The sequence below is a fragment of the Methylobacterium sp. AC832 genome, assembly GCF_979256025.1.
The window spans coordinates 176,702-196,252 of the sequence record NZ_CEEDMV010000001.1 but is presented as its reverse complement, the minus strand read 5'-3'; the positions used below and the strand labels follow the sequence as shown (position 1 = coordinate 196,252).

The following is a 19,551-nucleotide window of genomic DNA, read 5'->3' as shown; positions in this document are numbered from 1 at the left end:
TTATTGCAACGGGCCGAAGCGTCGGGTCATCGGAAACCTCCCCCGACGAACGCTCACCGAACAGGACGTCGTATCATGACCACTCGCTCCACCTTCATCACCGGCGCCATCCTCACACTCGTCGCCGCTGCCATCGTTCCTGCCAAGGCCGAGCCGGCGAGGTCGTTCGACGCCTGGGGGCATCGCTTCACCGTCCCCGGTACCCAAGCGACCTTGACCGCACCCGCCACCAACTCGCCGAACACCGATTCCATCGCGCCGAAGCGGTCCTACGCATCCGCCAAGGCGAGCGCAGAGGCCGTGGACGCTCCGTCTAAGCCATCGATCCGCACGCTCAATATCTGGGGTGCACGCGTCGATGCCCCCCGCTACTGACGGCAGGGCCGAGAACGACGTCGAAGCTCCACCTCATCGCTGGCGGTCGGCGTCCATCGGCTGCCGATCAGAGGCGCCTCGGCTTCGGGACTTAGGTCTGAAACCCTTGGTGAAGTGACAAGCCCAGCCGATGACGAGACAGGGTGAGACATCCCATCCTGTCTCATGCTTTCCAGCGACGTTTGCGGATCGAAACGGCTGAAGACGTAAACGGCCGCACGGTCCAATTGGAAGCATCTCATTGATACGGTCGATATCGGATATCGATGCTATCTGTTTGATGAATGTTGCGCCGCAAAATATATCGGTCTCACGAAACGGGGCATCGGCCCCGAAACATCAGAGGGATCAATATTATGACCGTTCGTAGCCTTGTCCTCGCCGCTCTCGCCTCCGCCACCCTGGTCGGTACCGCGACCGCTCACGAGCGCATCACCGTCACCCCCACGCTCTATCGGGAGCAGGCCCGCGTCACGGCCGCCGTGCGTCCGGCCTCCGAGCTGACCACCACGCCGTCCCTGACCTCGCGTGCTCCCGCGACCCGTCGCATCGTCGCCGAGATCGTCGACCCCGCGACCCGCTAAGGCCGCTTCCGTGAGCGGGGCCGGAGCAAAGGCGTGCATCAGCGCTCCATGGGGTCTGCCCCATGGAGCGATTTGCTTGTCGAGCCCACCGAATGCGGGCGCTCAGGCGCTCGCCTGGCTCACGAACTTCGTCGTCAGATAGGCCTCGATCGCTTCCGAGCCGCCCTCGCTGCCGTAGCCGGAATCCTTGATGCCGCCGAAGGGAGTTTCGGGGAAGGCGAGGCCGTGATGGTTGATGCCGAGCATGCCGCTCTCGACCCGGGCGGCGATCTCCGTCGCGCGGGAGGCCGAGCGCGTATAGGCATAGGCGGCCAGACCATAGGGCAGCCGGTTGGCCTCGGCGAAGGCGGCCTCGTCGTCGGAGAAGCGCTGGACCAGGGCCACGGGGCCGAACGGCTCCTCGTTCATGATCCGCGCAGTGAGCGGGGTCTCGGTGATTACGGTCGGTTCGAAGAAATGGCCGCGGTTGCCGATGCGCTTGCCGCCGGTGCGGAGCTCCGCGCCCTGCGCTACGGCATCGGCCACCAGGGATTCCATCGCCTCGCGCCGGCGGGCATGGATCAACGGTCCCATCTGGGTCTCGGGATCGAGCCCGTCGCCGACCCTGATGCCCTGTGCATGCGCCACGAACCCCTCGACGAAGCGGTCGTAGACGGAATCGTGGATGAGGAAGCGGGTCGGCGCGACGCAGACCTGCCCGGCATTGCGGAATTTGTTGGCGCCGAGCACCGAGACGGCCTTCTCCACATCCGCGTCGGCGAAGACCAGGGCGGGGGCGTGGCCCCCGAGTTCCATGGTGATGCGCTTCATGTGGCGCCCGGCCAAAGCCGCGAGCTCCTTGCCCACCGGAGTGGAGCCGGTGAACGAGATCTTGGCGATGACCGGATGCGGGATCAGGTAGGACGAGATCTCGGCTGGATCGCCGAAGACCAGGGACAGCACGTCACCCGGCACCCCGGCATCGAGGAAGGCGCGGACGAGTTCGGCGCAGCTCGCCGGCGTATCTTCCGGCCCCTTCAGGATCACCGAGCAGCCGGCGCAGAGCGCCGCCGACAGCTTGCGGACGGCCTGGTTGATCGGGAAGTTCCAGGGCGTGAAGGCGGCCACGGGACCCACCGGCTCGCGCAGAACCATCTGGGTCACGCCCGGCACGCGGGCGGGGATGATGCGGCCGTAGGCGCGTTTCCCTTCCTCGGCGAACCAATCGATGACGTCGGCGGCGGCAAGCGTCTCCACCCGTGCCTCGGCCAGCGGCTTGCCCTGTTCCAGCGTCATCGTCCGGGCGATGTCGTCGACGCGCGAACGGAGCAGATCGGCGGCCCGCCGCATCACCTTGGCGCGATCGAAGGCCGCGACCCTGCGCCATTCGGCGAATCCGCGACGGGCGGCTTCCAGGGCACGGTCGAGATCGTTGCGCGTCGCCACCGCCACGGTGCCGATGGCGTCGCCGGTGGCGGGGTTGAGGACGGGGATCGTCCGCGCGTCGGAACCGGGCGTCCAGGCCCCGGCGATGTGAAGGGTCACGTCCGTGTCGGTCATCGGCGGCTCACGCTCTCGAAGGAGCATGGGTTGTCCGCCCTTCGCGCCAGCGCCGCAACCCTCCGTGCCGCAACCCTCGGGAGCGGTCTCAGGCGGCGATGCGGACCCGCGCCTCGTCGGCGCCCTTCACCGTCACCGTGCCGCCGCGCGTCGCCTGCAACGTGCCGCCGCGCGGGATCACGATCCAGCCCTCCTTGCAATCGTCGATGGGCTCGGAGACCACTACGAGGCCGGTTTCGGTCTGGCGGTAATAGAGGCTCGGCGGGCGGCCGTCGCAGGCCCAGCGATAGGCCGTCAGGGTCTCGCCGTCGGTGACGACGGAGGTGAAGCGCAGGGCCTCGGTGATTCCGGCCGCCTGCATCAGGTCGCGGACCGTCGAGAGGGTTTCGGCCATGGCGCCGATCGGGTCTTCGGCGAGGCCGTTGGCCAGGGCCAGGAGGAAGATCGCCTCGGAATCGGTGGTGCCGCGCCGCGCTTCGTAGAGCGCGTCCGGGATCAGGGCCTCGATCCGCCGCTTGATGCGGTGATAACCGCCGATCTGGCCGTTATGCATGAACAGGTGCCGGCCATGGGCGAAGGGATGGCAGTTCGCCCGCGTGGTGGCCGTGCCGGTCGAGGCGCGGACATGGGCGAAGAACATCCGCGCGCGGACTTGCTGGCAGAGATTGACGAGGTTCTCGTCCGACCAGGCCGGGCAGACGTCGCGATACTGGCCCGGATCGGTCCGTTCGCCGTACCAGCCGATGCCGAAACCGTCGCCGTTGGTCTCCGTCTTCGCCTCGGTGGCGTGCAGCGACTGATGCACCAGCGAGTGCGTCGGCGCGCAGACGAGATCGGTCAGGAAGACCGGATCACCGCTATAGGCGAGAAAGCGGCACATGACTGAGCAACAACCCCCTGTGTCGGCACCCCTCCCCGGATCGGGAAACAGAAACCGTTCCATGATCCAGCTTGACGGTCGTTGAATTGTAACATTCGATCTTTTGCGGTGAACAGATCGTTAATGCGTTGCGGTATGCCCGAACCTTGTGCGTCTGCGTAGACGATGTGCAGAGACGCTCGATTTCGTGCATTCTCGGATCTTAGGCTGCCACCAAGCCCGCTTTGAGGCGGTTCCGCTTTTTATGGAGCGAGAGGCGCATAGCCGTGGCGGCGGCTGGCACCCTTGCCGATCCCGGCCAGGCGGCGCAGCCTTCGAACAATCGAATCATCGACCGGGCGCATGACGCCCTGCGGGGCCGCGATCGCGCCCGCCCCCATTCCAAGAAGGAGACCTCATGAATCATACCATCCACTCTACCGCCGACACCGTGTCGCCAGCCCAGATCGACGGCCCCGTTGCCCTCGTGGTTGAGGACGATGCAGCGGTTCGCGACCTCGCTGCAGCCATTCTCGAGGAAACCGATCTCGACGTGATTGCCTGTGACAGCGCCGAGGCGGCCATCGGCGTTCTCGAGCGCAAGGGCATGAACGTCGCCCTGCTGTTCGCCGATGTGCGCCTCGGCGGGGCCATGGACGGCATCGCCCTGGCGCGGACCGTGGAGCAGCGCTGGCCCGATGTTCGGATGGTCCTGACCTCGGGCTACGACGAGCGCAGCACCGGTCGCCTGCCCGAACAGGCCATTTACATGCAGAAGCCCTGGCGCGCCCTCGATGTCCTGGTGGAAGCCGAGCACGCCTCCGCCGCCGTGGGGATCGCCTGAAACGACAGAATGCCCGGACGCATCGGCGGCCGGGCATTCTGAGAGATGGGACGGTAGCGCCAGTAACCGCGTTCGGGGCCGATACGGGATCGGCCGCCGGTCGGTCTTACGAGGCGACGTTGGCCGAGGGAGCGGCGCTCGGAGCGAAAGGCGAACCGCCCGGACGACGCGGCGCACCGGCGCCGAAACGGGGCTTCGGCTTCGGAGCGGCGATCAGGCCCTCACGGATCGCGGTCTTGCGGGCCTGCTTGCGGGCGCGGCGCACGGCCTCGGCCTTCTCACGAGCCTTGCGCACGGAGGGCTTCTCGTAGGCCTTGCGCTGCTTCATCTCGCGGAAGATGCCCTCGCGCTGCATCTTCTTCTTGAGAACGCGGAGTGCCTGGTCGACGTTGTTATCGCGAACGAGTACCTGCAACGGACTTGATCCTTTAGAGACGTATGTTTGTCGGACGGCGCCCTCTCCGAACGCCCCCGCCTGTTCGACGAGGGCAAACCGCCAATAGCCCCATACCCTGGATCGCTCCAGGGAGGGACCTGTGTGTGACGGTCTCGAATCGACGCTGAAAACTCACTTGGGGCAGGCTCATACACCAAGCGGACACGAGTTCCAACCGCTCTCGGTTAAATCCTGAGCCGGACCCGCATCCTCATGCGTGCGATTGGATGAAGTTGCGCACGAGCGGGTAAGTCTGGCCCTCCCACTTGCGGCCGGTGAAGACGCCGTAATGGCCGACGCCCGCCTGCAGGTGGTGGCTCTTCATGTGCGGGGGAAGGCTGCCGCACAGGTCGTGCGCCGCCATGGTCTGCCCGACGGCGCAGATATCGTCGCGCTCGCCCTCCACGGTCATCAGCGCGGTCTTGCGGATGGACCGCATGTCGATGGGATTTCCGCGATAGGTCAGTTCGTTCTTGGCGAGGGTGTAATCCTGGAACACCGTCTGGACGGTTTCGATGTAGAACTCGGCCGCGAGGTCGAGGACGGCAAAATACTCGTCGTAGAACGTCTCGATCTGGTTGGCCTTGTCGGCCTCGCCGTTGGCGAAATGCCAGAACAGGTCTGCATGGCTCTGCTGGTGGCGCTTGGCGTTCATCGAGACGAAGGCCGAGACCTGCATGAAGCCGGGATAGACCCGACGGCCGGCCCCCGCATGACGCTGGGGCACCGTGGCGATGAGGTTCTTTTCGAACCAAGAGATCGGCTTCGAGGTGGCGAGCTTGTTCACCGAGGTCGGGCTGATGCGGCAATCCACCGGCCCGGCCATGAGCGTCATGCTGCGCGGATGCGCGATGTCTTTCGACTCGGCCATGACGGCGGCGGCGGCGAGCGCCTGAACCGCCGGCTGACAGACCGCCACCACATGCGAGCCCTCGCCCATCACGCCGAGGAACTGCACCAGGTGATCCACGTAATCGTCGAACCCGAACGGACCGTCGGCGAGCGGCACGTCGCGGGCATTATGCCAATCGGTGATGTAGACGTCGTGGTCGGCCAGCAGGGTGCGCACCGTGCCGCGCAGCAACGTGGCGAAATGGCCCGAGAGCGGCGCGACGACGAGCACCTTGGGCTGCTCGGAATCGATGTCCTTCCTGAAGCGCAGAAGCGTCCCGAACGGGGTCGAGAACGTCGCCTCCTCGCTCACCGACACTTCGCGGTTGCCGACCCGGACGCTGTCGATGCCGAAGGCGGGGCGGGCGAAGGTCAGGCCCGCGCGCATCATCATCCGGGCGCCGGCCGACCACCAGTTCATCGGCGCCGCATTTCGCGACCCGACCCAGGGCGATACGGCGTCGTGGACGAGCTTCCCCCAGGAGCGCGTGCGCTGGGCAAGGTCGGACTGCACTTCGAAGGCATCGTAGAGCATGACGCTCGAACTCCTGCGCGAACGATCGGATAGCGGGTCATTCGCTTCGTTGTGCTCAACCGCCGGGATCGCCTCCGACGGTCGTCACAGCCCGCTAGGCTGAGCCACGGTTGCGCACAACGCAATCGGCTGCAGGTACGATCTGTAATAAATGTTGTGAGAATGCATCACTGTCCCATCGACGAGACGGGAAAGGTTTTTCTCCTTCGGCGAAGGCCGGTTCGATGCGGCACGAGACTTGGATGCCCCCTGCACAGCTCGGGCCGAAAACCTTATGGACGGCCGGGGATGAGAAGACAGGGGATGGACATGTCAGTCGCCACGCTCACGATTTCGAGCCGGAACTACTCATCCTGGTCGCTCCGGGGATGGCTGGTCTGCCGCATGGCCGGGCTCGATTTCGAGGTCGAGGTCCTGTCCGGTGACGACGAATCCTCACGGGCCGAGCTTCTACACCTGTCGCCGTCCTTCCTCGTGCCCCGCCTCGTCCATGGCGAGATCGAGGTCTGGGATACCCTGGCCCTCTCCCAGTATCTCAACGAGACCTACCCCGATGCGGGCTTCCTGCCGAAGGATCCGGTGGCGCGGGCGCGCTGCCGTTCGATCTCGGGCGAGATGCATGGAGGGTTCATCAACCTGCGCTCGGCCCTGCCGATGAACCTCAAGGCCCGCCACACCAATTTCAAGATCTTCAACGGAGCCAGGGGCGATATCGAGCGCGTCATCACCATCGTCGAGGATTGCCTGGCGCGCTACGGCGGTCCGTTCCTGTTCGGCACGCGTCCGAGCCTCGCCGACGCCATGTTCGCGCCGGTCTGCACGCGGTTCCAGACCTACGACGTCTCGCTGCCCCGCAACGTCGCGGCCTATCGCGACACCATCCTGGCCTGGCCCCTGATGGTGGAATGGAGCGAGGCGGCCGCCGCCGAGCCCAACGAGATCGAAGAACTCGACATGGAGTTCTAAGGAAGGCCCCCGGCGTGTAGCCCCCCCCCGGTGCCTGGGCGTGGATGCCGGGCACCGGGAGGGACCGCCCTTACGTGTTGAAGTCGAACAACAGGGCGCTGGCGCTCGCGCCGGACGCCTTGGCACCGGAGGCGGCGTAACCGGACGCACTCGTCTGCGATTCCTGGAGCGTCGTCATGAAGCTGTCGAGAAGCTCGCTGACGCCGGCCGACATGTCTGTCGAGGATGACGCGCTTTGTGCCTCAACCTCGGATGGCGGCGGGCCGGCCGGTCGAGCGCCCGCGCCACCTGCGCCCCCAACTCCTCCCCTGCCCGACGCGTTGGCTTCGAACAGCGTCTTCAGGGTCTCGGCCTGATCGGTGGTGAGGTCGCCGCTGGAGACCTGATCCTCGATGAGGCTGCCGATCGTGTCCTCGATCTGCGACGGGTCGAGGCGTGTGCTCGTTCTGCCGGTCGCGTTGGAGCTCTCGCTCTTGAGGCTCGAATCGATTGAATCGAGGGCGTCGGTGAGAGCGGTGCCGTCGGTGGCGCTGATGCCGCCGGTGGAGACCTCGCTGGCGATGGCCTGCGCGACCGGATTGCCTCTGGACGGCGGCGGACGCTGGGCCTGGAACGTGGCGGAGGTCTGGGTAGAACTGACGGATGTCATGGCGCGGTCGCCTCGGTCGAATGCCGCCGCGGGAAGTTCGCGACGGGTGTCGAGTGAGCGGCACCCAGGGTTAAGCGGATCTTTCCCGCGCCCGGCACAAGAGTTTCGCGATGTTTCGAACCCGCATCCCGAAACAGTCGGATGCCAAATTCACGAGACGACCGGGGCGACGGTCCCAGGGTTCGTCGATGGAGACGCGCGCAGCTGCCCTCCCTGAGCGACGGCGAGGGGCAGGTCGATACGGGCCACGAGGCCGTGGGGGAGCTTGTTCGACAGGGTCAGCCGGCCGCCATGCCCCTCCACGATGGCGAGAACGATCGACAGACCGAGGCCGAAGCCGCTGGCCTCGTTGAGATTCCGGGCCCGGTCTCCGCGTACGAAAGGCTGCACCATGGCGTCGCGCTCGGCCTCCGGAATGCCGGGACCGTCATCGGACACTTCGAGAGCCACGCCCTGATCCGACGGGTGCATCGTCAGCCGCGCCGCGCCGCCATACTTCACCGCATTATCGACGAGGTTGACGATGGCCCGCTGGAGCTCGTCCGCCCGGCCGTGCACGAGGACGTGCCGCGTCTGTTCCACACGCACGTCCGCGCCGACATCGGCGAAGCCGTCGCACACGGTCTGGACCAGGGAAGCGAGGTCGACGAGAGTCTGGGTGCCCCCGGCCTGCCCATCCCGGACGAAGGACAGGGCGGCGTCCACCAGCCCGTTCATCTGGTCGAGATCGCGCAGCGTCATGGTGCGTGCGTGATCGTCCTCGATGAATTCGGCCCGCAGCCGCAAACGGGTGATCGGGGTGCGCAGATCGTGGCTGATTGCCGCCAGCATCTGAGTTCGATCGTCGATGAGGCGGCGGACGCGGCCGCGCATCGTGTCGAGGGCGCGGGACACGGCCATCACCTCCTTCGGGCCGTTCCGGGGCAGCGCCACGAGGTTCATGCCCGTGCCGAAGGCATCGGCGGCCTCGGCGAGTTTCGCCAGCGGAGCGGTCAAGGCCCGCGTCGCCCAGATCGACATGAGCGACAGGGTGATGCCGAGGAGGACGAAGGTGAAGATGATCGGGCCGGGGCCGAACGGAGACCGGACGTCATCCGGCAGGGTCGCGCGCAGGCTCGCACCGGACGGCGTCGTGATGCCGATCCGAATGCCACTGGCCGTCTCCGGCACTTTCCCCGGAGACGAGAGATCGGTGATCGTGAGGGGCCGTCCGAACCCGTCGCGCATGCGCTGGACTATGGGATGGTCGGCCTGCCCGTCCCGAGTGTTGGGGGCGGGAGTTTCCGGCAGGCCCGGGGCCGCTTCGAGCTGCAGGCCGGGCAGGCTGCGTGCCGCATCCTGCAGCAGGCGCGGCCGATCCCCCGGCGGAGCGGCATCGAGCAGGCGAACGATGGTGGACAGCCGTGTCGCGGCTACGCGCGGATGGTTGTCCGGATTCCAGGGTTCGCGCAGCAGCAGGAAGGCCAGGGTCGCCACCGCATGGCTGACGACGATGGCGGCCACGCTGAGCATCGCGATCTGGCCGGCGATACTGCGGGGCGGAAAGCCGAGGAGGCGCCCCCACCGGCCCTTCGTGGTCGCGCTCATGATCGCGTCACCGCAGGGGTGAACAGGTAGCCGCCGGAGCGGATGGTGCGGATGATCTCCGGGTTGCGAGGGTCGGCCTCGATCTTCTGGCGGATGCGGCTGATGAGAACGTCGATGCTCCGCTCGTATGGGCCGGCGGCCCGTCCCTGGGTCAGGTCGAGGAGCTGGTCGCGCGAGAGCACCCGGCCGGGTCTCAGGCAGAGCACGTGCAGCAGGTCGAATTCCGCCCCCGTGATGGTGATGCGGGCATCGTCCGGGCTGAGGAGCTGACGCAGGGACACGTCGAGGGTCCAGTCGAGGAAGCGCAGCCGGCGGGCGCCATCGTCGCCGGCAGCCTCGGCGCTCGCGCCCCGCCGCAGGATCGCGCGGATGCGGGCGAGAAGCTCGCGCGGGTTGAACGGTTTGGCGAGGTAATCGTCCGCGCCGATCTCGAGCCCGACGATCCGGTCGATCTCCTCGGCCTTGGCGGTGAGCATCAGGATCGGGATCGAGGACCCCGCGCGCAGGCGCCGGCACAGGCTCAACCCGTCCTCGCCCGGCAGCATCAGGTCGAGCACGATGAGGTCGACGCGCGCATCCGCCAGCGCCTTGTCCATCTCGCGCCCATCCCCTGCGAGGCTCACCCGGCATTCGTTGGCACGGAGGTAGCGCGCCACCAGGGCGCTGATCTCGCGGTCGTCCTCGACCACGAGGATATGGGGCGTGGCGGAATTCGTCTGCGTCATGTCTCGTCCATCCGGTGGCCGTTTATGACGCCTCGGCGGAGGGATTCGAAGGGGATACCGAGATCAGAATTGTAAACGTCTGTTTCGGTCCGGTATCCGGGACACATTCGGCAAATGTCATCGCAAAGACGCTTGCGTCGACTATGCTCTACCGCCTGCGAAACCCGAAATAGCCGCCATCGGCGTCGTAAAGCACGTCGAAGCCATTGAGAAAGCGCAGGCCGGTATTGACGAAGGGCTCCGGGCGACGGGTGTTGAGGGTCACTTTGCCCGGCGAGAGTCGGGACTCGTCGCCGATGACGATGTCGTAGGCCGCCGCCGGTTCGGAGCCTCGTCCGGGAAAGGTGAAGCCGAGGCGGGTGCCGGGCAGGAACTGGCTTCGGCCGTCGTCATCGGAAGTGACGGCACCGTCCACGGCCCCTGTCGGCAAGGTCAGGTACATCGCCGACACGCCCGTATCGACGAGCGCCCGGCCGCAGGCGCCGGGTGCCTGGCCGTTCACCGTGATGCAGACCGGGACGCCCTGCCATTCGCCGGGAATGTCGGGGTGGGGATCGAGCTTCACGAAGCGAATGTCGCCGCGCGTATTGGCTGCGGTGAGACCCGCATGGATGCCGTCCCGCGTCACCACGTAGCCGCGCCGTGCGGGGCTCCTGCCGTCAGGCGCGAGGTTGAGGAGCGGGTTGGTGTCGGGCGTGCTCTGGCGCTGCGAGTCGCCCTCCCGTCCGAAGCCGATGCCCAGCATGGCCACGTGGCCGGGCATCGTCTCCGGCGTACAGGCGCGAGCATTGTTCGTGCACGCGATCTCGGTGACCGCCAGGACGGGGAGCGGTGAGGTGGTCACGCTGGCCCCGTTGCCGCCGACGAGCGTGACGGGCAGCGTCACCCAGCGTCCGATCATGATCCGCCCGGAACTGCTGTAGGTGAGCCGTCCGGGCCGCGACGGCATCATCTCGAAGCCGGGGATCCGGCTCGCTGAGACGACGATGCCGGTGGAGCCGGTATCCATCAGGACCGGGCGCACCTCATCCCCGAAGGACAGGCCGAGGCGCGGCGAGCGCGTGATCTCGGCGCCATCCTCCCCCGCGTTGAGGTAGGAGAGATACGTGCCCTGACGGAAGCCGTCGTAATGCGGTCGCTCGTCGGCGGAGGCCGGGTTGGCGGATGTGCTCAAGGCGGCGATCCCAAAAGCAAGTGCGGCAAGCGTTGCCTCATTGGGCGATCGGTGCCGGCGTCCCGCGGCGCGGATGCGGTGCTTGAGGACCTCGATCATCATTCACCCCTCCGACACGCTGGTAAAGCGGCGCCGGAGCCCTCGCCTCGGTGCCACCGCTTGTCGGTTAAGCCTTGGCAGACAACCACTTAAGGGACGCTTACACGGATCGGTGCGCGTCAACCGCCATCTCTTTCCGCAGCGGCGGCGGCGACGGCCCTGGCCACCGAGGCGATGGTGGCGCTGCGCGCCTCCGGCGACGTCTTCGCCCCGGTCAGGTAGACCGTCAGGACGAGGGGAGCCCGGCGCGGCGGCCAGATCACGGCAATGTCGTTGGCCGTGTCGTTCTCGCCGGATCCGGTCTTGTCGCCGATGCGCCACTCCTTCGGCAGGCCGGCGCGCAGCCGCGCATCGCCGGTGCGGCAACCCACGAGCCAGGCGGTGAGAAGGGCTCTCGATGAGGGCGAGAGCGCGTCCGCGAGGACGAGGCGCCGGAGCGTCTGGGCCATGGCCAGCGGCGTAGTGGTGTCACGCGGGTCGCCGGGCACGGCCTCGTTCAGATCCGGCTCGATACGGTCGAGGCGGGTCGTCGCGTCGCTGAACGCGCGGATCTGGGCGGTGAGTCCGGCCGGGCCACCCATCGTCCCGAGGAGCAGGTTGGCGGCAGTGTTGTCGCTGAGCGTAACGGCGGCCTCGCAGAGTTCGGCGAGGGTCATGCCCTCACCATCCGCCTTCGGTCCGCTCATGGGCGAGTAGGGCACGACCTCGCTCGCCGCGTAACGCAGCCGCCGGTCGAGACTGTCCTCGCCCTGGTCGATCCGCGCCAGCACAGCACCGGCCGCGAGAACCTTGAACGTACTGCACATCGGGAAGCGCTCCGCCCCGCGATGCGCCGCCTGGGTGCCACTGCCGGTATCGAGAAGACCGATCCCGAGCCGTCCGCCGATCGTCGCCTCGATCTGCGCGAACCTGTCGGCAAGATTCTCCGGAAACGAAGCCGCGGCGGGCGCCGGTCTTCCCCCGGCGAGAAGATGTCCCGCAGCCCAGGCGGCTGCGCCGAAGGTACAATCGCGTCGGGTGACCATGCGCATCCTTGCCGGTCCGTCGAATCGGCGGTGACCATGGCGACCGGTTTGCGGTCCCATCGTGGCGGATCGAACGTGGTTTTGGCGGGCCGGACCGCGAATTCCTCGGCCGTGCGCCTTGCCTTCGGATTGCCTCGCACGCCTTCGATTCTTATCTGCTTACCTCAGGTGCCGGCGCGATGTCCGACGCGGGCCTCGATCTCGGGAGACGACGATGCAAGGCTCTAAGGACGGCGCGGGCCGCGGCTCCAACCGCTTGTTCGACGATTTCGCCCGACTCATGACCGATGCCGCCGGTGCGGCGCAGGGCGTGAAGCGTGAGGCGGAGACCGTGTTCAAGGCGCAGATCGAGCGGCTGATCCGCGACATGGACATCGCCACCCGCGAAGAGGTGGATGTCCTGCGCGATCTGGTCTCGGCTCTCCGCACCCAGAACGATGCTCTCGCAGCCCGCGTCGCCGTGCTGGAGGGCCGGCTCGGCACGCAGGAGCCGCCGCCTCCGCCAGCGACATCGGTCTGATTCGCGGGCCCCGAGTCCGGTCTAAGCTTGTGCACAGGAAGGAACGGTGGAAATCCGCTTTCCTGTTCACCGGTCATCGGGAGCGCTTTGAAACGCGAGTCCGCCACGGTCTATAGTGAGTGAGGCACTGATTCGCTTCGCCCCCGGACCCGACCTTCGACCCTTAAGCTTCCTCTCGATCACGCTGTGTCTTGCCTGTGCGCGGATTCAGCTTGGGGATGGGAAATCCGGAAGGGGATTGATTGTCGTTCACCATTATCGGCGCCCCTTTCGGGACGCCTAGCTGGACCGCTATGACCCAACTTCACATCGAAGGCCTCGACCGGAACGAGCACCCCCTCGACATCGTCGAGCGGCTCGCTTCCCTTCGCGATTGGATCTTCGACCGGGCCGAGACCGACGAGATGTCGGTGGCCGTGGCCGGCCGCTGGTCCGACTATCACGTCGCCTTCACCTGGATCGAGGATGTGGAGGCCCTCCATGTGGCCAGCGCCTTCGACCTGAAGGTGCCGGCTCACCGCCGCACCGAAATCCTCACCCTCATCTCACTCGTCAACGAGCAGCTCTGGGTCGGTCATTTCGACCTGTGGTCCACCGACAGCGTGGTGATGTTCCGGCATTCTCTGCTGCTCACCGACGGTGCCGCACCGACCCAGAGCCAGTGCGCGATGATGTTGAAATCCGCCGTGGATGCCTGCGAGCGCTACTATCAGGCGTTCCAGTTCGTGCTCTGGGCGGGCAAGTCCGCCCGTGAATCCCTGGATGCGGTCTTGTTCGAGACCGAAGGCGAGGCGTGAGCATTCCGTCTTCCTCCACCCTGCCGGCCTCCCTCACCCTGGTGGGGGCGGGTAAGATGGGCGGCGCGATGCTGGCCGGCTGGCTCGCCGGCGGGCTCGATGCCGCCAGGACCTGCGTCGTCGATCCGCAGGCCTCGCCCGAGATGGTACGGCTCTGCGAGAGCCATGGCATCGCCCTGAACCCGAGTGACGTCCCGGCCAACGATGCGCTGATCCTCGCCATCAAGCCGCAGGGGTTGGAGGGCGCGGCCGGCCTCCTCGATGGGATGATCGCACCCCATACGCTCGTCGTCTCTATCCTGGCGGGCAAGACCATCGGCGACCTGCAGGGCCGCCTACCCTCCGCGCGCGCCATTGTCCGGGCGATGCCGAACCTTCCGGCGAGCATCGGCCGCGGCGTCACCGGCGCGGTGGCGAATGCCAACGTCTCCCCGGATCAGCGTGACCAGGCCGATGCCTTGCTCAAGGCTGTCGGGGGCGTGGAATGGCTCGACGACGAGGCGCTGATCGACACGCTGACGGCTTTATCCGGTTCCGGCCCGGCCTATGTCTTCCTCCTGGCAGAGGCGATGGCCGAGGCGGGTGTGGCGGCTGGGCTGCCGGCCGACATGTCGGCACGGCTTGCCCGCGCCACGGTGTCAGGGGCCGGGGCGCTCCTGTCCACCAGCCCTCACGATGCGGGGCAGTTGCGGCGCGACGTGACGTCACCGGGCGGCACCACCGCGGCGGCCCTCTCCGTGCTGATGCGCGAGGGCGGTGTGCCGGACCTGATGCGCGAGGCGGTCGCCGCCGCGAAGCTGCGGGCAGGCGAGCTCTCCGGCTGAGCCGCCCCCTAACCGATCCGCCTGCACAACCTACATGATAGGGAACAGACACGAGGATCGAACGACCATGGCAAACACCACAGGTGCGAAGCCCGAGGGTGGTAATGAGACCGGCGGCAACGAGACCGCTGGGACGGACATCGCCGTCGCCGCCCCGCAGCACTCCCCGCGTGAGGCTGCCGTCGAGGCGCTGATGCGGCTCGCCGCCGTCCAGCCCTGGAACGACATCGAAATCGGCGACATCGCCCGCGAGGCCGGCCTGTCCCTCGCCGAATTCCGCGACCTGTTCCCCTCCAAGGGCGCGGTACTCGGTGGCCTTTCGCGGATCATCGACCGCAAGGTGCTGGAAGGCGATTCCTCCGACCTCGCCGAGGAGCCCACCCGCGAGCGTCTGTTCGACGTGCTGATGCGCCGCCTCGATGCGATGACCCCCTACAAGGACGCCCTGCGCCGGATCTCCTACGCCCTACGCGGCGATCCGCTCTCCCTCGTCGCGCTGAACGGCGTAGCGCTGAACTCGCACCGCTTCATGCTGGCTGCGGCCGGCATCAACACTGAAGGGCCTCTGGGCCGGCTGAAGCTGCAGGGCGTGGTCATCGCCTTCGCCCGCACCGTCGAGGTGTGGCTCGACGATGACGACCCGGCCCTCGCCCGCACCATGGCCCGCCTCGACAAAGAGATCCGCAACGGCGAGCGTTTCATGGAACGGGCCGACGATGCCCGCCGCCTCACCGCGCCGTTCCGTGCCATCGGTCGGTCGCTTTTGGAGCGCGGCGCCCGCCGACGCCGGGGTACGCGTCCCGAGGACGAGGTCGGCCAGCAGACGGTGTGACAGAACGCTTTCCCTCCCCCCTATGCGGGGGAGGGTGGCCCGCGAAGCGGGTCGGGAGAGGGGAGCGCCATCTCCGGAGAGGTCGTCCCCTCTCCCGCCTGCTCCGCAGGCACCCTCTCCCGCAGAGGGGAGAGGGTGGATTGGGCGCAAACGAAAAGGGCCGCCCCACCGGGCGGCCCTTTCCTGTTTCAGGAGTGAGTGATTCAGCCGCCGATACGGTTGGCGAGGACGGCCGAGTGGCCGTGCTGGTTGGCGATGTAGGGGAGCGCCTGGTTGGCGAATTCACGGCCCTGTGCGTTGTCGCCGTTGCGCGAGTAGGACTCGTAGAGGCCGAGGGTGCGGGCATCCGAACGGGCCTGCTGCTGCACGAAGGTACGGTCGAATTCACGGCCGGTGCGGGCGTTCTTCAGGCGGTCGATCCGGGCCTGACCGTCCGGGCCGATGGCGACGCGACGGCCGGGCTCACCGGGGGTGTTGTCGACGAGGCCGACGCCGCCGAGCACGCCGCCGACGATCCGTGACGCGATGGTGGCCGAGATCGTCACCGGGGCGAGGACGACGCCGACCGGGTTGTCGAAGCGGGTCTCGAAGGGCTGGCTGTCGGAGACGACGGTGCCGCCGGCGGTCAGCGAAGTGCCCTCGGGCAGCAGTGCCTTGGTGGTGGCCTCACGCTCGACCAGCACGTTCTTGGCGTAGTTGCGGACGTTCGGGTTGCGCGAGCGCTCGAGGGCGATGCGGCTCGACTCGATGCTGACGGCATCCGAGCGCAGGGCGGCGGCGCGGAACGAGGAAGTGTCGCGGGCCTCAGGGGCGTTGGCGTCGAACTGGGGCGCGACGCGGATACCGAGGGGCTCCTGCGCGAGCGCCGGGGTCGTGATCGCCGCGACGGTGAAGCCGAGGGCGGCGAGAAGCTTGGTGTTGATCATGGCGGAGGTTGTCCTCACACGCCTTTACGGCGTTTGGTTGAAAGACCGTTTCGTCCGGCATGAACGTTTCGTTAACGTGACGGTTCCTGCTTGAAGGGCATGGCTGTGGTGCGGTGCGGCATGCTTCACCTATTTGTGACATGGCTATCGTTCGCCCTCCTACCCGATCACCTCGTCCTGAGGCACCGCGAAGCGGCCTAGAAGGAGAGTCCCAGAATCCACCGCACGAACTGGAGGGCTCCGCCTTGGAATAAGGTGAGAGAGCAGCACAACGTTCAATGCGCCTCCTCCCAGTTCCCCGCCGCCTGCGCCTCCACTACCAGCGGCACGCGCAGGGTCAGCGCGGGTGCGGGCGCCTCGACCATCACCCGGCGGATCACCGGCAGCGCCTTCTCCACCTCGTCCTCGGGTGCTTCGAATACCAGTTCGTCGTGCACCTGCAGCAGCATGGTCACGTTGAGTTTTTCCGCCCGCAGCGCCTGCTCCATCCGGACCATGGCCCGGCGGATGATGTCGGCGGCCGAGCCCTGGATCGGAGCGTTGATCGCCTGGCGCTCCACGCTCGCCCGCTCGTTCGGGTTGTTCGAGCGGATCTGCGGATAGTGGCAGACGCGGCCGAACAGGGTGGTGACGTAGCCGAGGTCGCGGCAGAGCTTCTTGGTGTCGTCGATATAGGCGCGGATCCCGGGGAAGCGCTCGAAATACTGCTTGATGAAGGCCGAGGCCTCCTCGCGGCCGATGCCGAGGCGGTCGGCGAGCCCGAAGGCCGAGATGCCGTAGATGATGCCGAAATTGATCGTCTTAGCGCGCCGGCGCAGGTCCGAGGTCATGTCCTTCAACGGCACGCCGAACATGGCGCTGGCGGTGGCCGCGTGAATGTCGACGCCGTCTTCGAAAGCTTGGCGCAGCTGCGGGATATCGGCGATGTGGGCGAGGATGCGCAGCTCGATCTGGCTGTAATCGGCCGAGATGAGCTTCCTGCCCTCCGGCGCCACGAAGGCACGGCGGATGCGCCGGCCCTCCTCGGTGCGGATCGGGATGTTCTGCAGGTTCGGCTCCGAGGAGGAGAGCCGGCCGGTGGTGGTGGCTGCCAGCGAGAACGAGGTGTGGACCCGGTCGGTCTCCCGGTCGGCATGCTGCTGCAGCGAATCCGTATAGGTGGATTTCAGCTTGGCGAGCTGGCGCCATTCCAAGATCTTTTTGGGCAGTTCGTGCCCGGCCTGAGCCAGTTCCTCCAGCAGGGTGGCGGGCGTCGCCCACTGGCCGGACGGCGTCTTCTTGGCGCCGGGCAGGCCCATCTTGCCGAACAGGATGTCGCCGATCTGCTTCGGCGACGAGACCTGGAAGCGCTCGCCGGCATCCTCCTGGATCTCTTCCTCCAATCGCACGAGGATCTGCGAGAAATCACCCGAGAGCCGGCTCAGCATGTTGCGGTCGACGCGGATTCCCGCCGCTTCCATCCGGGCGATGACCGGGATGAGGGGGCGTTCCAGGGTCTCGTAGACCGTCACCCGGCGCTCGGCGACGAGGCGCGGCTTCATCATCCGCCACAGGCGCAGGGTCACGTCCGCATCCTCGGCGGCGTAGGCGGTGGCCTTGTCCAGAGGCACCCTGTCGAAGGTGACCTTCGCCTTGCCGGTGCCGGCCACGTCCGAGAAGGTGATCGGCTGATGGCCGAGATGGCGACGGGCGAGTTCGTCCATACCGTGCCCGCCCTTGCCGGCATCGAGCACGTAGGAGATCAGCATCGTGTCATCGAACGGCGCGATCTCGATGGCGACGCTTTGGCGCCGGAACACCAGCCAGTCGTACTTGATGTTCTGGCCGACCTTCAGGACGCCCGGATCTTCGAGGAGCGGCTTCAGCGCCGTCAGGGCGGCATTGATCGGGATCTGTCCGTCGACCGGGCTGAACTGCCCCGTGGCCGCCTTGGCATCGCCGAACAGGTCGCTCGCCTCGGATGCAGCCACCGGTTCCAGATGGGCGAGGGGGATGTAGGCCGCCCGCCCCGGCGCCACCGCCAGGGAGACGCCGACGAGGTTGGCGTTGTTGGCGTCGAGGGAGTCGGTCTCGGTATCCACCGCCACCACTCCGGCCTCGCGTGCCTCGGCGATCCAGGCCGCCAATTGGTCGAGGCTGGTGATCGTCTCGTAACCCGTCGTGTCGATGGGGTTCGTCGCCTCGGCCGCGCGCAGGGCAACGAGGCCGGAAGGCGTCGGTTCTGAGGGGCCGCGCGGCTTCGCTTCGCCTTCCGGCAGGTTCAGGTCGGCAAAGGGATCGACCTCGCCGCCTTGTGCCGCGGCCTCGAACGGGGGCGCGTCGGCTCCGTCCGACCCAGGCAGCAGGGCCGGATCGGGCTTCACCTTCTCGGGGTCCACATGCAGCATCGAGGCGATGCGGCGGGTCAGGGTGTTGAACTCCATCGCCTTGAGGAAGCCGACGAGCTTCTCGGGGTCGGGCGCTGGCAGGCGCAGGTCGTCGAGGGCGATGGGGAGCGGCACGTTCTCCTCCAGAGCCACCAGCCTCCGCGAAAGCTTCGCCTGGTCGATGCTGGCGAGAAGGGTCTCGCGGCGCTTGGGCTGCTTGATCTCGCCCGCCCGTTCCAGCAGCGCGTCGAGGCTGCCGTATTCCTTGATCAGGACGGCGGCCGTCTTGAGGCCGATGCCGGGCACGCCGGGTACGTTGTCGGACGTGTCGCCGATGAGCGCCAGGGCGTCACCGATCTGGTTCGGCTGCAGGCCTTCCCATTTGGCGATGATGGCGTCGAGGTCGAGGTTGCGCTCAGGCCTATGCCCGGGCTTGCCCTTCACGCCGGATTCGAAATCGTAGAACCGCACCAGCGGCCCCACCAGCTGCATCAAGTCCTTGTCGGAGGACACGATGATGACGCCGGCCCCGCGCGCCTCGGCCTGGCGCGAATAGGTGGCGATGAGGTCGTCGGCCTCGTAGCGCTCCAGCTCGATGGGTTTGAGGCCGAAGGCGCGCACGGCCTCGCGCATCAGCGGCATCTGGCGCTTGAGGTCGTCCGGCGCGTCGGGGCGGTGGCCCTTGTAGTCGGGGAAGAGCTCCTTGCGGAACGAGCCCTCGGACTTATCGAACACGATGGCCAGATGCGTCGGCTTGATCCCCGCTGCCCCGTCCTGAACGAACTGGGCAATCTTGGTGCAGAACAGCCGGACCGCCCCCGTGGGCAGCCCGTCCGAGGGCCGGGTGTTGTACTTCTGGTCCTGGTTGATCGACTGGAAGTAGGCCCGGAAAATGAAGGACGACCCGTCCACCAGGATGATCTGATCGCCGGGGCCGACGGGGGCGGATGGAGAGACAGCGTTCATCGTGAGAAAAAGGCCAAGTTCAGGAGACGAGA

General features: G+C 67.1%; 19 protein-coding genes. 8 read left to right on the top strand and 11 right to left on the bottom strand.

Features of this window, described 5'->3' with window-relative positions:
• The first annotated feature begins 75 nt into the window (after window positions 1-75).
• Both AC0IXR_RS00950 and AC0IXR_RS00945 read left to right on the top strand, forming a co-directional pair.
• Complete coding sequence (locus AC0IXR_RS00950) at window positions 76-375, top strand: hypothetical protein (RefSeq protein ID WP_471759429.1); 300 nt, start codon at window positions 76-78, stop codon at window positions 373-375.
• A 356-nt stretch (window positions 376-731) separates the two neighbouring features.
• Window positions 732-959, top strand: coding sequence for a hypothetical protein (locus AC0IXR_RS00945; protein ID WP_471759428.1), 228 nt, complete (start codon window positions 732-734; stop codon window positions 957-959).
• Between the two features lie 102 nt (window positions 960-1,061).
• Here AC0IXR_RS00945 and AC0IXR_RS00940 read toward each other — a convergent pair whose 3' ends face one another.
• Together AC0IXR_RS00940 and AC0IXR_RS00935 are read right to left on the bottom strand one after the other, a co-directional pair.
• Window positions 1,062-2,498 (bottom strand): NAD-dependent succinate-semialdehyde dehydrogenase, encoded by a 1,437-nt coding sequence (locus tag AC0IXR_RS00940; RefSeq protein ID WP_471759427.1) that lies wholly within the window; start codon window positions 2,496-2,498, stop codon window positions 1,062-1,064.
• Between the two features lie 88 nt (window positions 2,499-2,586).
• Entirely contained in the window at window positions 2,587-3,378 is a 792-nt protein-coding gene (locus tag AC0IXR_RS00935) for a class II glutamine amidotransferase (protein WP_018045521.1), read from the bottom strand.
• Between the two features lie 397 nt (window positions 3,379-3,775).
• On the opposite strand from AC0IXR_RS00935, the gene AC0IXR_RS00930 reads away from it, so the two are divergent.
• Window positions 3,776-4,201, top strand: a complete 426-nt coding sequence (locus AC0IXR_RS00930) for a response regulator (protein WP_207410967.1) — start codon at window positions 3,776-3,778, stop codon at window positions 4,199-4,201.
• Window positions 4,202-4,307: 106 nt separating this feature from the next.
• Here the strand turns inward: AC0IXR_RS00930 and rpsU are convergent, their stop codons facing one another.
• Window positions 4,308-4,616 (bottom strand): 30S ribosomal protein S21, encoded by a 309-nt coding sequence (rpsU, locus tag AC0IXR_RS00925; protein ID WP_056428151.1) that lies wholly within the window; start codon window positions 4,614-4,616, stop codon window positions 4,308-4,310.
• A gap of 232 nt (window positions 4,617-4,848) precedes the next feature.
• Window positions 4,849-6,063, bottom strand: coding sequence for a polyhydroxyalkanoate depolymerase (locus tag AC0IXR_RS00920; protein WP_471759426.1), 1,215 nt, complete (start codon window positions 6,061-6,063; stop codon window positions 4,849-4,851).
• A 309-nt stretch (window positions 6,064-6,372) separates the two neighbouring features.
• On the opposite strand from AC0IXR_RS00920, the gene AC0IXR_RS00915 reads away from it, so the two are divergent.
• Window positions 6,373-7,029, top strand: coding sequence for a glutathione S-transferase family protein (locus tag AC0IXR_RS00915; RefSeq protein WP_419953573.1), 657 nt, complete (start codon window positions 6,373-6,375; stop codon window positions 7,027-7,029).
• Between the two features lie 70 nt (window positions 7,030-7,099).
• On the opposite strand, the gene AC0IXR_RS00910 is transcribed toward AC0IXR_RS00915, so the two are convergent.
• The 5 genes from AC0IXR_RS00910 to bla form a co-directional block, all read right to left on the bottom strand.
• On the bottom strand, window positions 7,100-7,678 hold the full coding sequence (locus AC0IXR_RS00910; RefSeq protein ID WP_471759425.1) for a hypothetical protein: 579 nt from the start codon (window positions 7,676-7,678) through the stop codon (window positions 7,100-7,102).
• A 150-nt stretch (window positions 7,679-7,828) separates the two neighbouring features.
• Entirely contained in the window at window positions 7,829-9,265 is a 1,437-nt protein-coding gene (locus tag AC0IXR_RS00905) for an ATP-binding protein (protein WP_471759424.1), read from the bottom strand.
• Window positions 9,262-9,990, bottom strand: coding sequence for a response regulator (locus tag AC0IXR_RS00900; protein ID WP_207410965.1), 729 nt, complete (start codon window positions 9,988-9,990; stop codon window positions 9,262-9,264). Before AC0IXR_RS00900 ends, AC0IXR_RS00905 begins: the two co-directional genes overlap by 4 nt.
• Window positions 9,991-10,138: 148 nt before the next feature.
• A complete protein-coding gene (locus tag AC0IXR_RS00895; protein ID WP_471759423.1) occupies window positions 10,139-11,266 on the bottom strand; it encodes a hypothetical protein in 1,128 nt (375 codons plus the stop codon).
• Window positions 11,267-11,382: 116 nt separating this feature from the next.
• Window positions 11,383-12,288: a class A beta-lactamase gene (gene bla / locus AC0IXR_RS00890; RefSeq protein ID WP_471759422.1), complete on the bottom strand. Its 906-nt coding sequence runs from the start codon at window positions 12,286-12,288 to the stop codon at window positions 11,383-11,385.
• A 214-nt stretch (window positions 12,289-12,502) separates the two neighbouring features.
• Between bla and AC0IXR_RS00885 the strand changes: the two genes are divergently transcribed.
• From AC0IXR_RS00885 to AC0IXR_RS00870, 4 genes are all read left to right on the top strand, one after another.
• Window positions 12,503-12,808, top strand: coding sequence for an accessory factor UbiK family protein (locus tag AC0IXR_RS00885; RefSeq protein ID WP_311275941.1), 306 nt, complete (start codon window positions 12,503-12,505; stop codon window positions 12,806-12,808).
• Window positions 12,809-13,101: 293 nt separating this feature from the next.
• Entirely contained in the window at window positions 13,102-13,605 is a 504-nt protein-coding gene (locus tag AC0IXR_RS00880) for a type III secretion system chaperone family protein (RefSeq protein WP_018045511.1), read from the top strand.
• On the top strand, window positions 13,602-14,429 hold the full coding sequence (gene proC, locus AC0IXR_RS00875; RefSeq protein ID WP_471759421.1) for a pyrroline-5-carboxylate reductase: 828 nt from the start codon (window positions 13,602-13,604) through the stop codon (window positions 14,427-14,429). The genes AC0IXR_RS00880 and proC overlap by 4 nt, the downstream gene beginning before the upstream one ends.
• A gap of 67 nt (window positions 14,430-14,496) precedes the next feature.
• Entirely contained in the window at window positions 14,497-15,261 is a 765-nt protein-coding gene (locus tag AC0IXR_RS00870; RefSeq protein ID WP_207410962.1) for a TetR/AcrR family transcriptional regulator, read from the top strand.
• A gap of 203 nt (window positions 15,262-15,464) precedes the next feature.
• Here AC0IXR_RS00870 and AC0IXR_RS00865 read toward each other — a convergent pair whose 3' ends face one another.
• Entirely contained in the window at window positions 15,465-16,187 is a 723-nt protein-coding gene (locus tag AC0IXR_RS00865) for a DUF4142 domain-containing protein (RefSeq protein WP_056428189.1), read from the bottom strand.
• A gap of 275 nt (window positions 16,188-16,462) precedes the next feature.
• Window positions 16,463-19,519, bottom strand: a complete 3,057-nt coding sequence (gene polA / locus AC0IXR_RS00860; RefSeq protein WP_471759420.1) for a DNA polymerase I — start codon at window positions 19,517-19,519, stop codon at window positions 16,463-16,465.
• Between the last annotated feature and the right edge of the window lie 32 nt (window positions 19,520-19,551).

Coding starts and splice junctions, on each gene's coding strand:
- AC0IXR_RS00870 (WP_207410962.1), top strand. CDS start 14,497: ATGGCAAACACCACAGGTGCGAAGCCCGAGGGTGGTAATGAGACCGGC.
- AC0IXR_RS00885 (WP_311275941.1), top strand. CDS start 12,503: ATGCAAGGCTCTAAGGACGGCGCGGGCCGCGGCTCCAACCGCTTGTTC.
- AC0IXR_RS00910 (WP_471759425.1), bottom strand. CDS start 7,678: ATGACATCCGTCAGTTCTACCCAGACCTCCGCCACGTTCCAGGCCCAG.
- AC0IXR_RS00915 (WP_419953573.1), top strand. CDS start 6,373: ATGTCAGTCGCCACGCTCACGATTTCGAGCCGGAACTACTCATCCTGG.
- AC0IXR_RS00880 (WP_018045511.1), top strand. CDS start 13,102: ATGACCCAACTTCACATCGAAGGCCTCGACCGGAACGAGCACCCCCTC.
- bla (WP_471759422.1), bottom strand. CDS start 12,288: ATGGTCACCCGACGCGATTGTACCTTCGGCGCAGCCGCCTGGGCTGCG.
- AC0IXR_RS00940 (WP_471759427.1), bottom strand. CDS start 2,498: ATGACCGACACGGACGTGACCCTTCACATCGCCGGGGCCTGGACGCCC.
- AC0IXR_RS00895 (WP_471759423.1), bottom strand. CDS start 11,266: ATGATGATCGAGGTCCTCAAGCACCGCATCCGCGCCGCGGGACGCCGG.
- AC0IXR_RS00920 (WP_471759426.1), bottom strand. CDS start 6,063: ATGCTCTACGATGCCTTCGAAGTGCAGTCCGACCTTGCCCAGCGCACG.
- AC0IXR_RS00945 (WP_471759428.1), top strand. CDS start 732: ATGACCGTTCGTAGCCTTGTCCTCGCCGCTCTCGCCTCCGCCACCCTG.
- AC0IXR_RS00950 (WP_471759429.1), top strand. CDS start 76: ATGACCACTCGCTCCACCTTCATCACCGGCGCCATCCTCACACTCGTC.
- AC0IXR_RS00865 (WP_056428189.1), bottom strand. CDS start 16,187: ATGATCAACACCAAGCTTCTCGCCGCCCTCGGCTTCACCGTCGCGGCG.
- AC0IXR_RS00905 (WP_471759424.1), bottom strand. CDS start 9,265: ATGAGCGCGACCACGAAGGGCCGGTGGGGGCGCCTCCTCGGCTTTCCG.
- AC0IXR_RS00935 (WP_018045521.1), bottom strand. CDS start 3,378: ATGTGCCGCTTTCTCGCCTATAGCGGTGATCCGGTCTTCCTGACCGAT.
- AC0IXR_RS00930 (WP_207410967.1), top strand. CDS start 3,776: ATGAATCATACCATCCACTCTACCGCCGACACCGTGTCGCCAGCCCAG.
- AC0IXR_RS00900 (WP_207410965.1), bottom strand. CDS start 9,990: ATGACGCAGACGAATTCCGCCACGCCCCATATCCTCGTGGTCGAGGAC.
- polA (WP_471759420.1), bottom strand. CDS start 19,519: ATGAACGCTGTCTCTCCATCCGCCCCCGTCGGCCCCGGCGATCAGATC.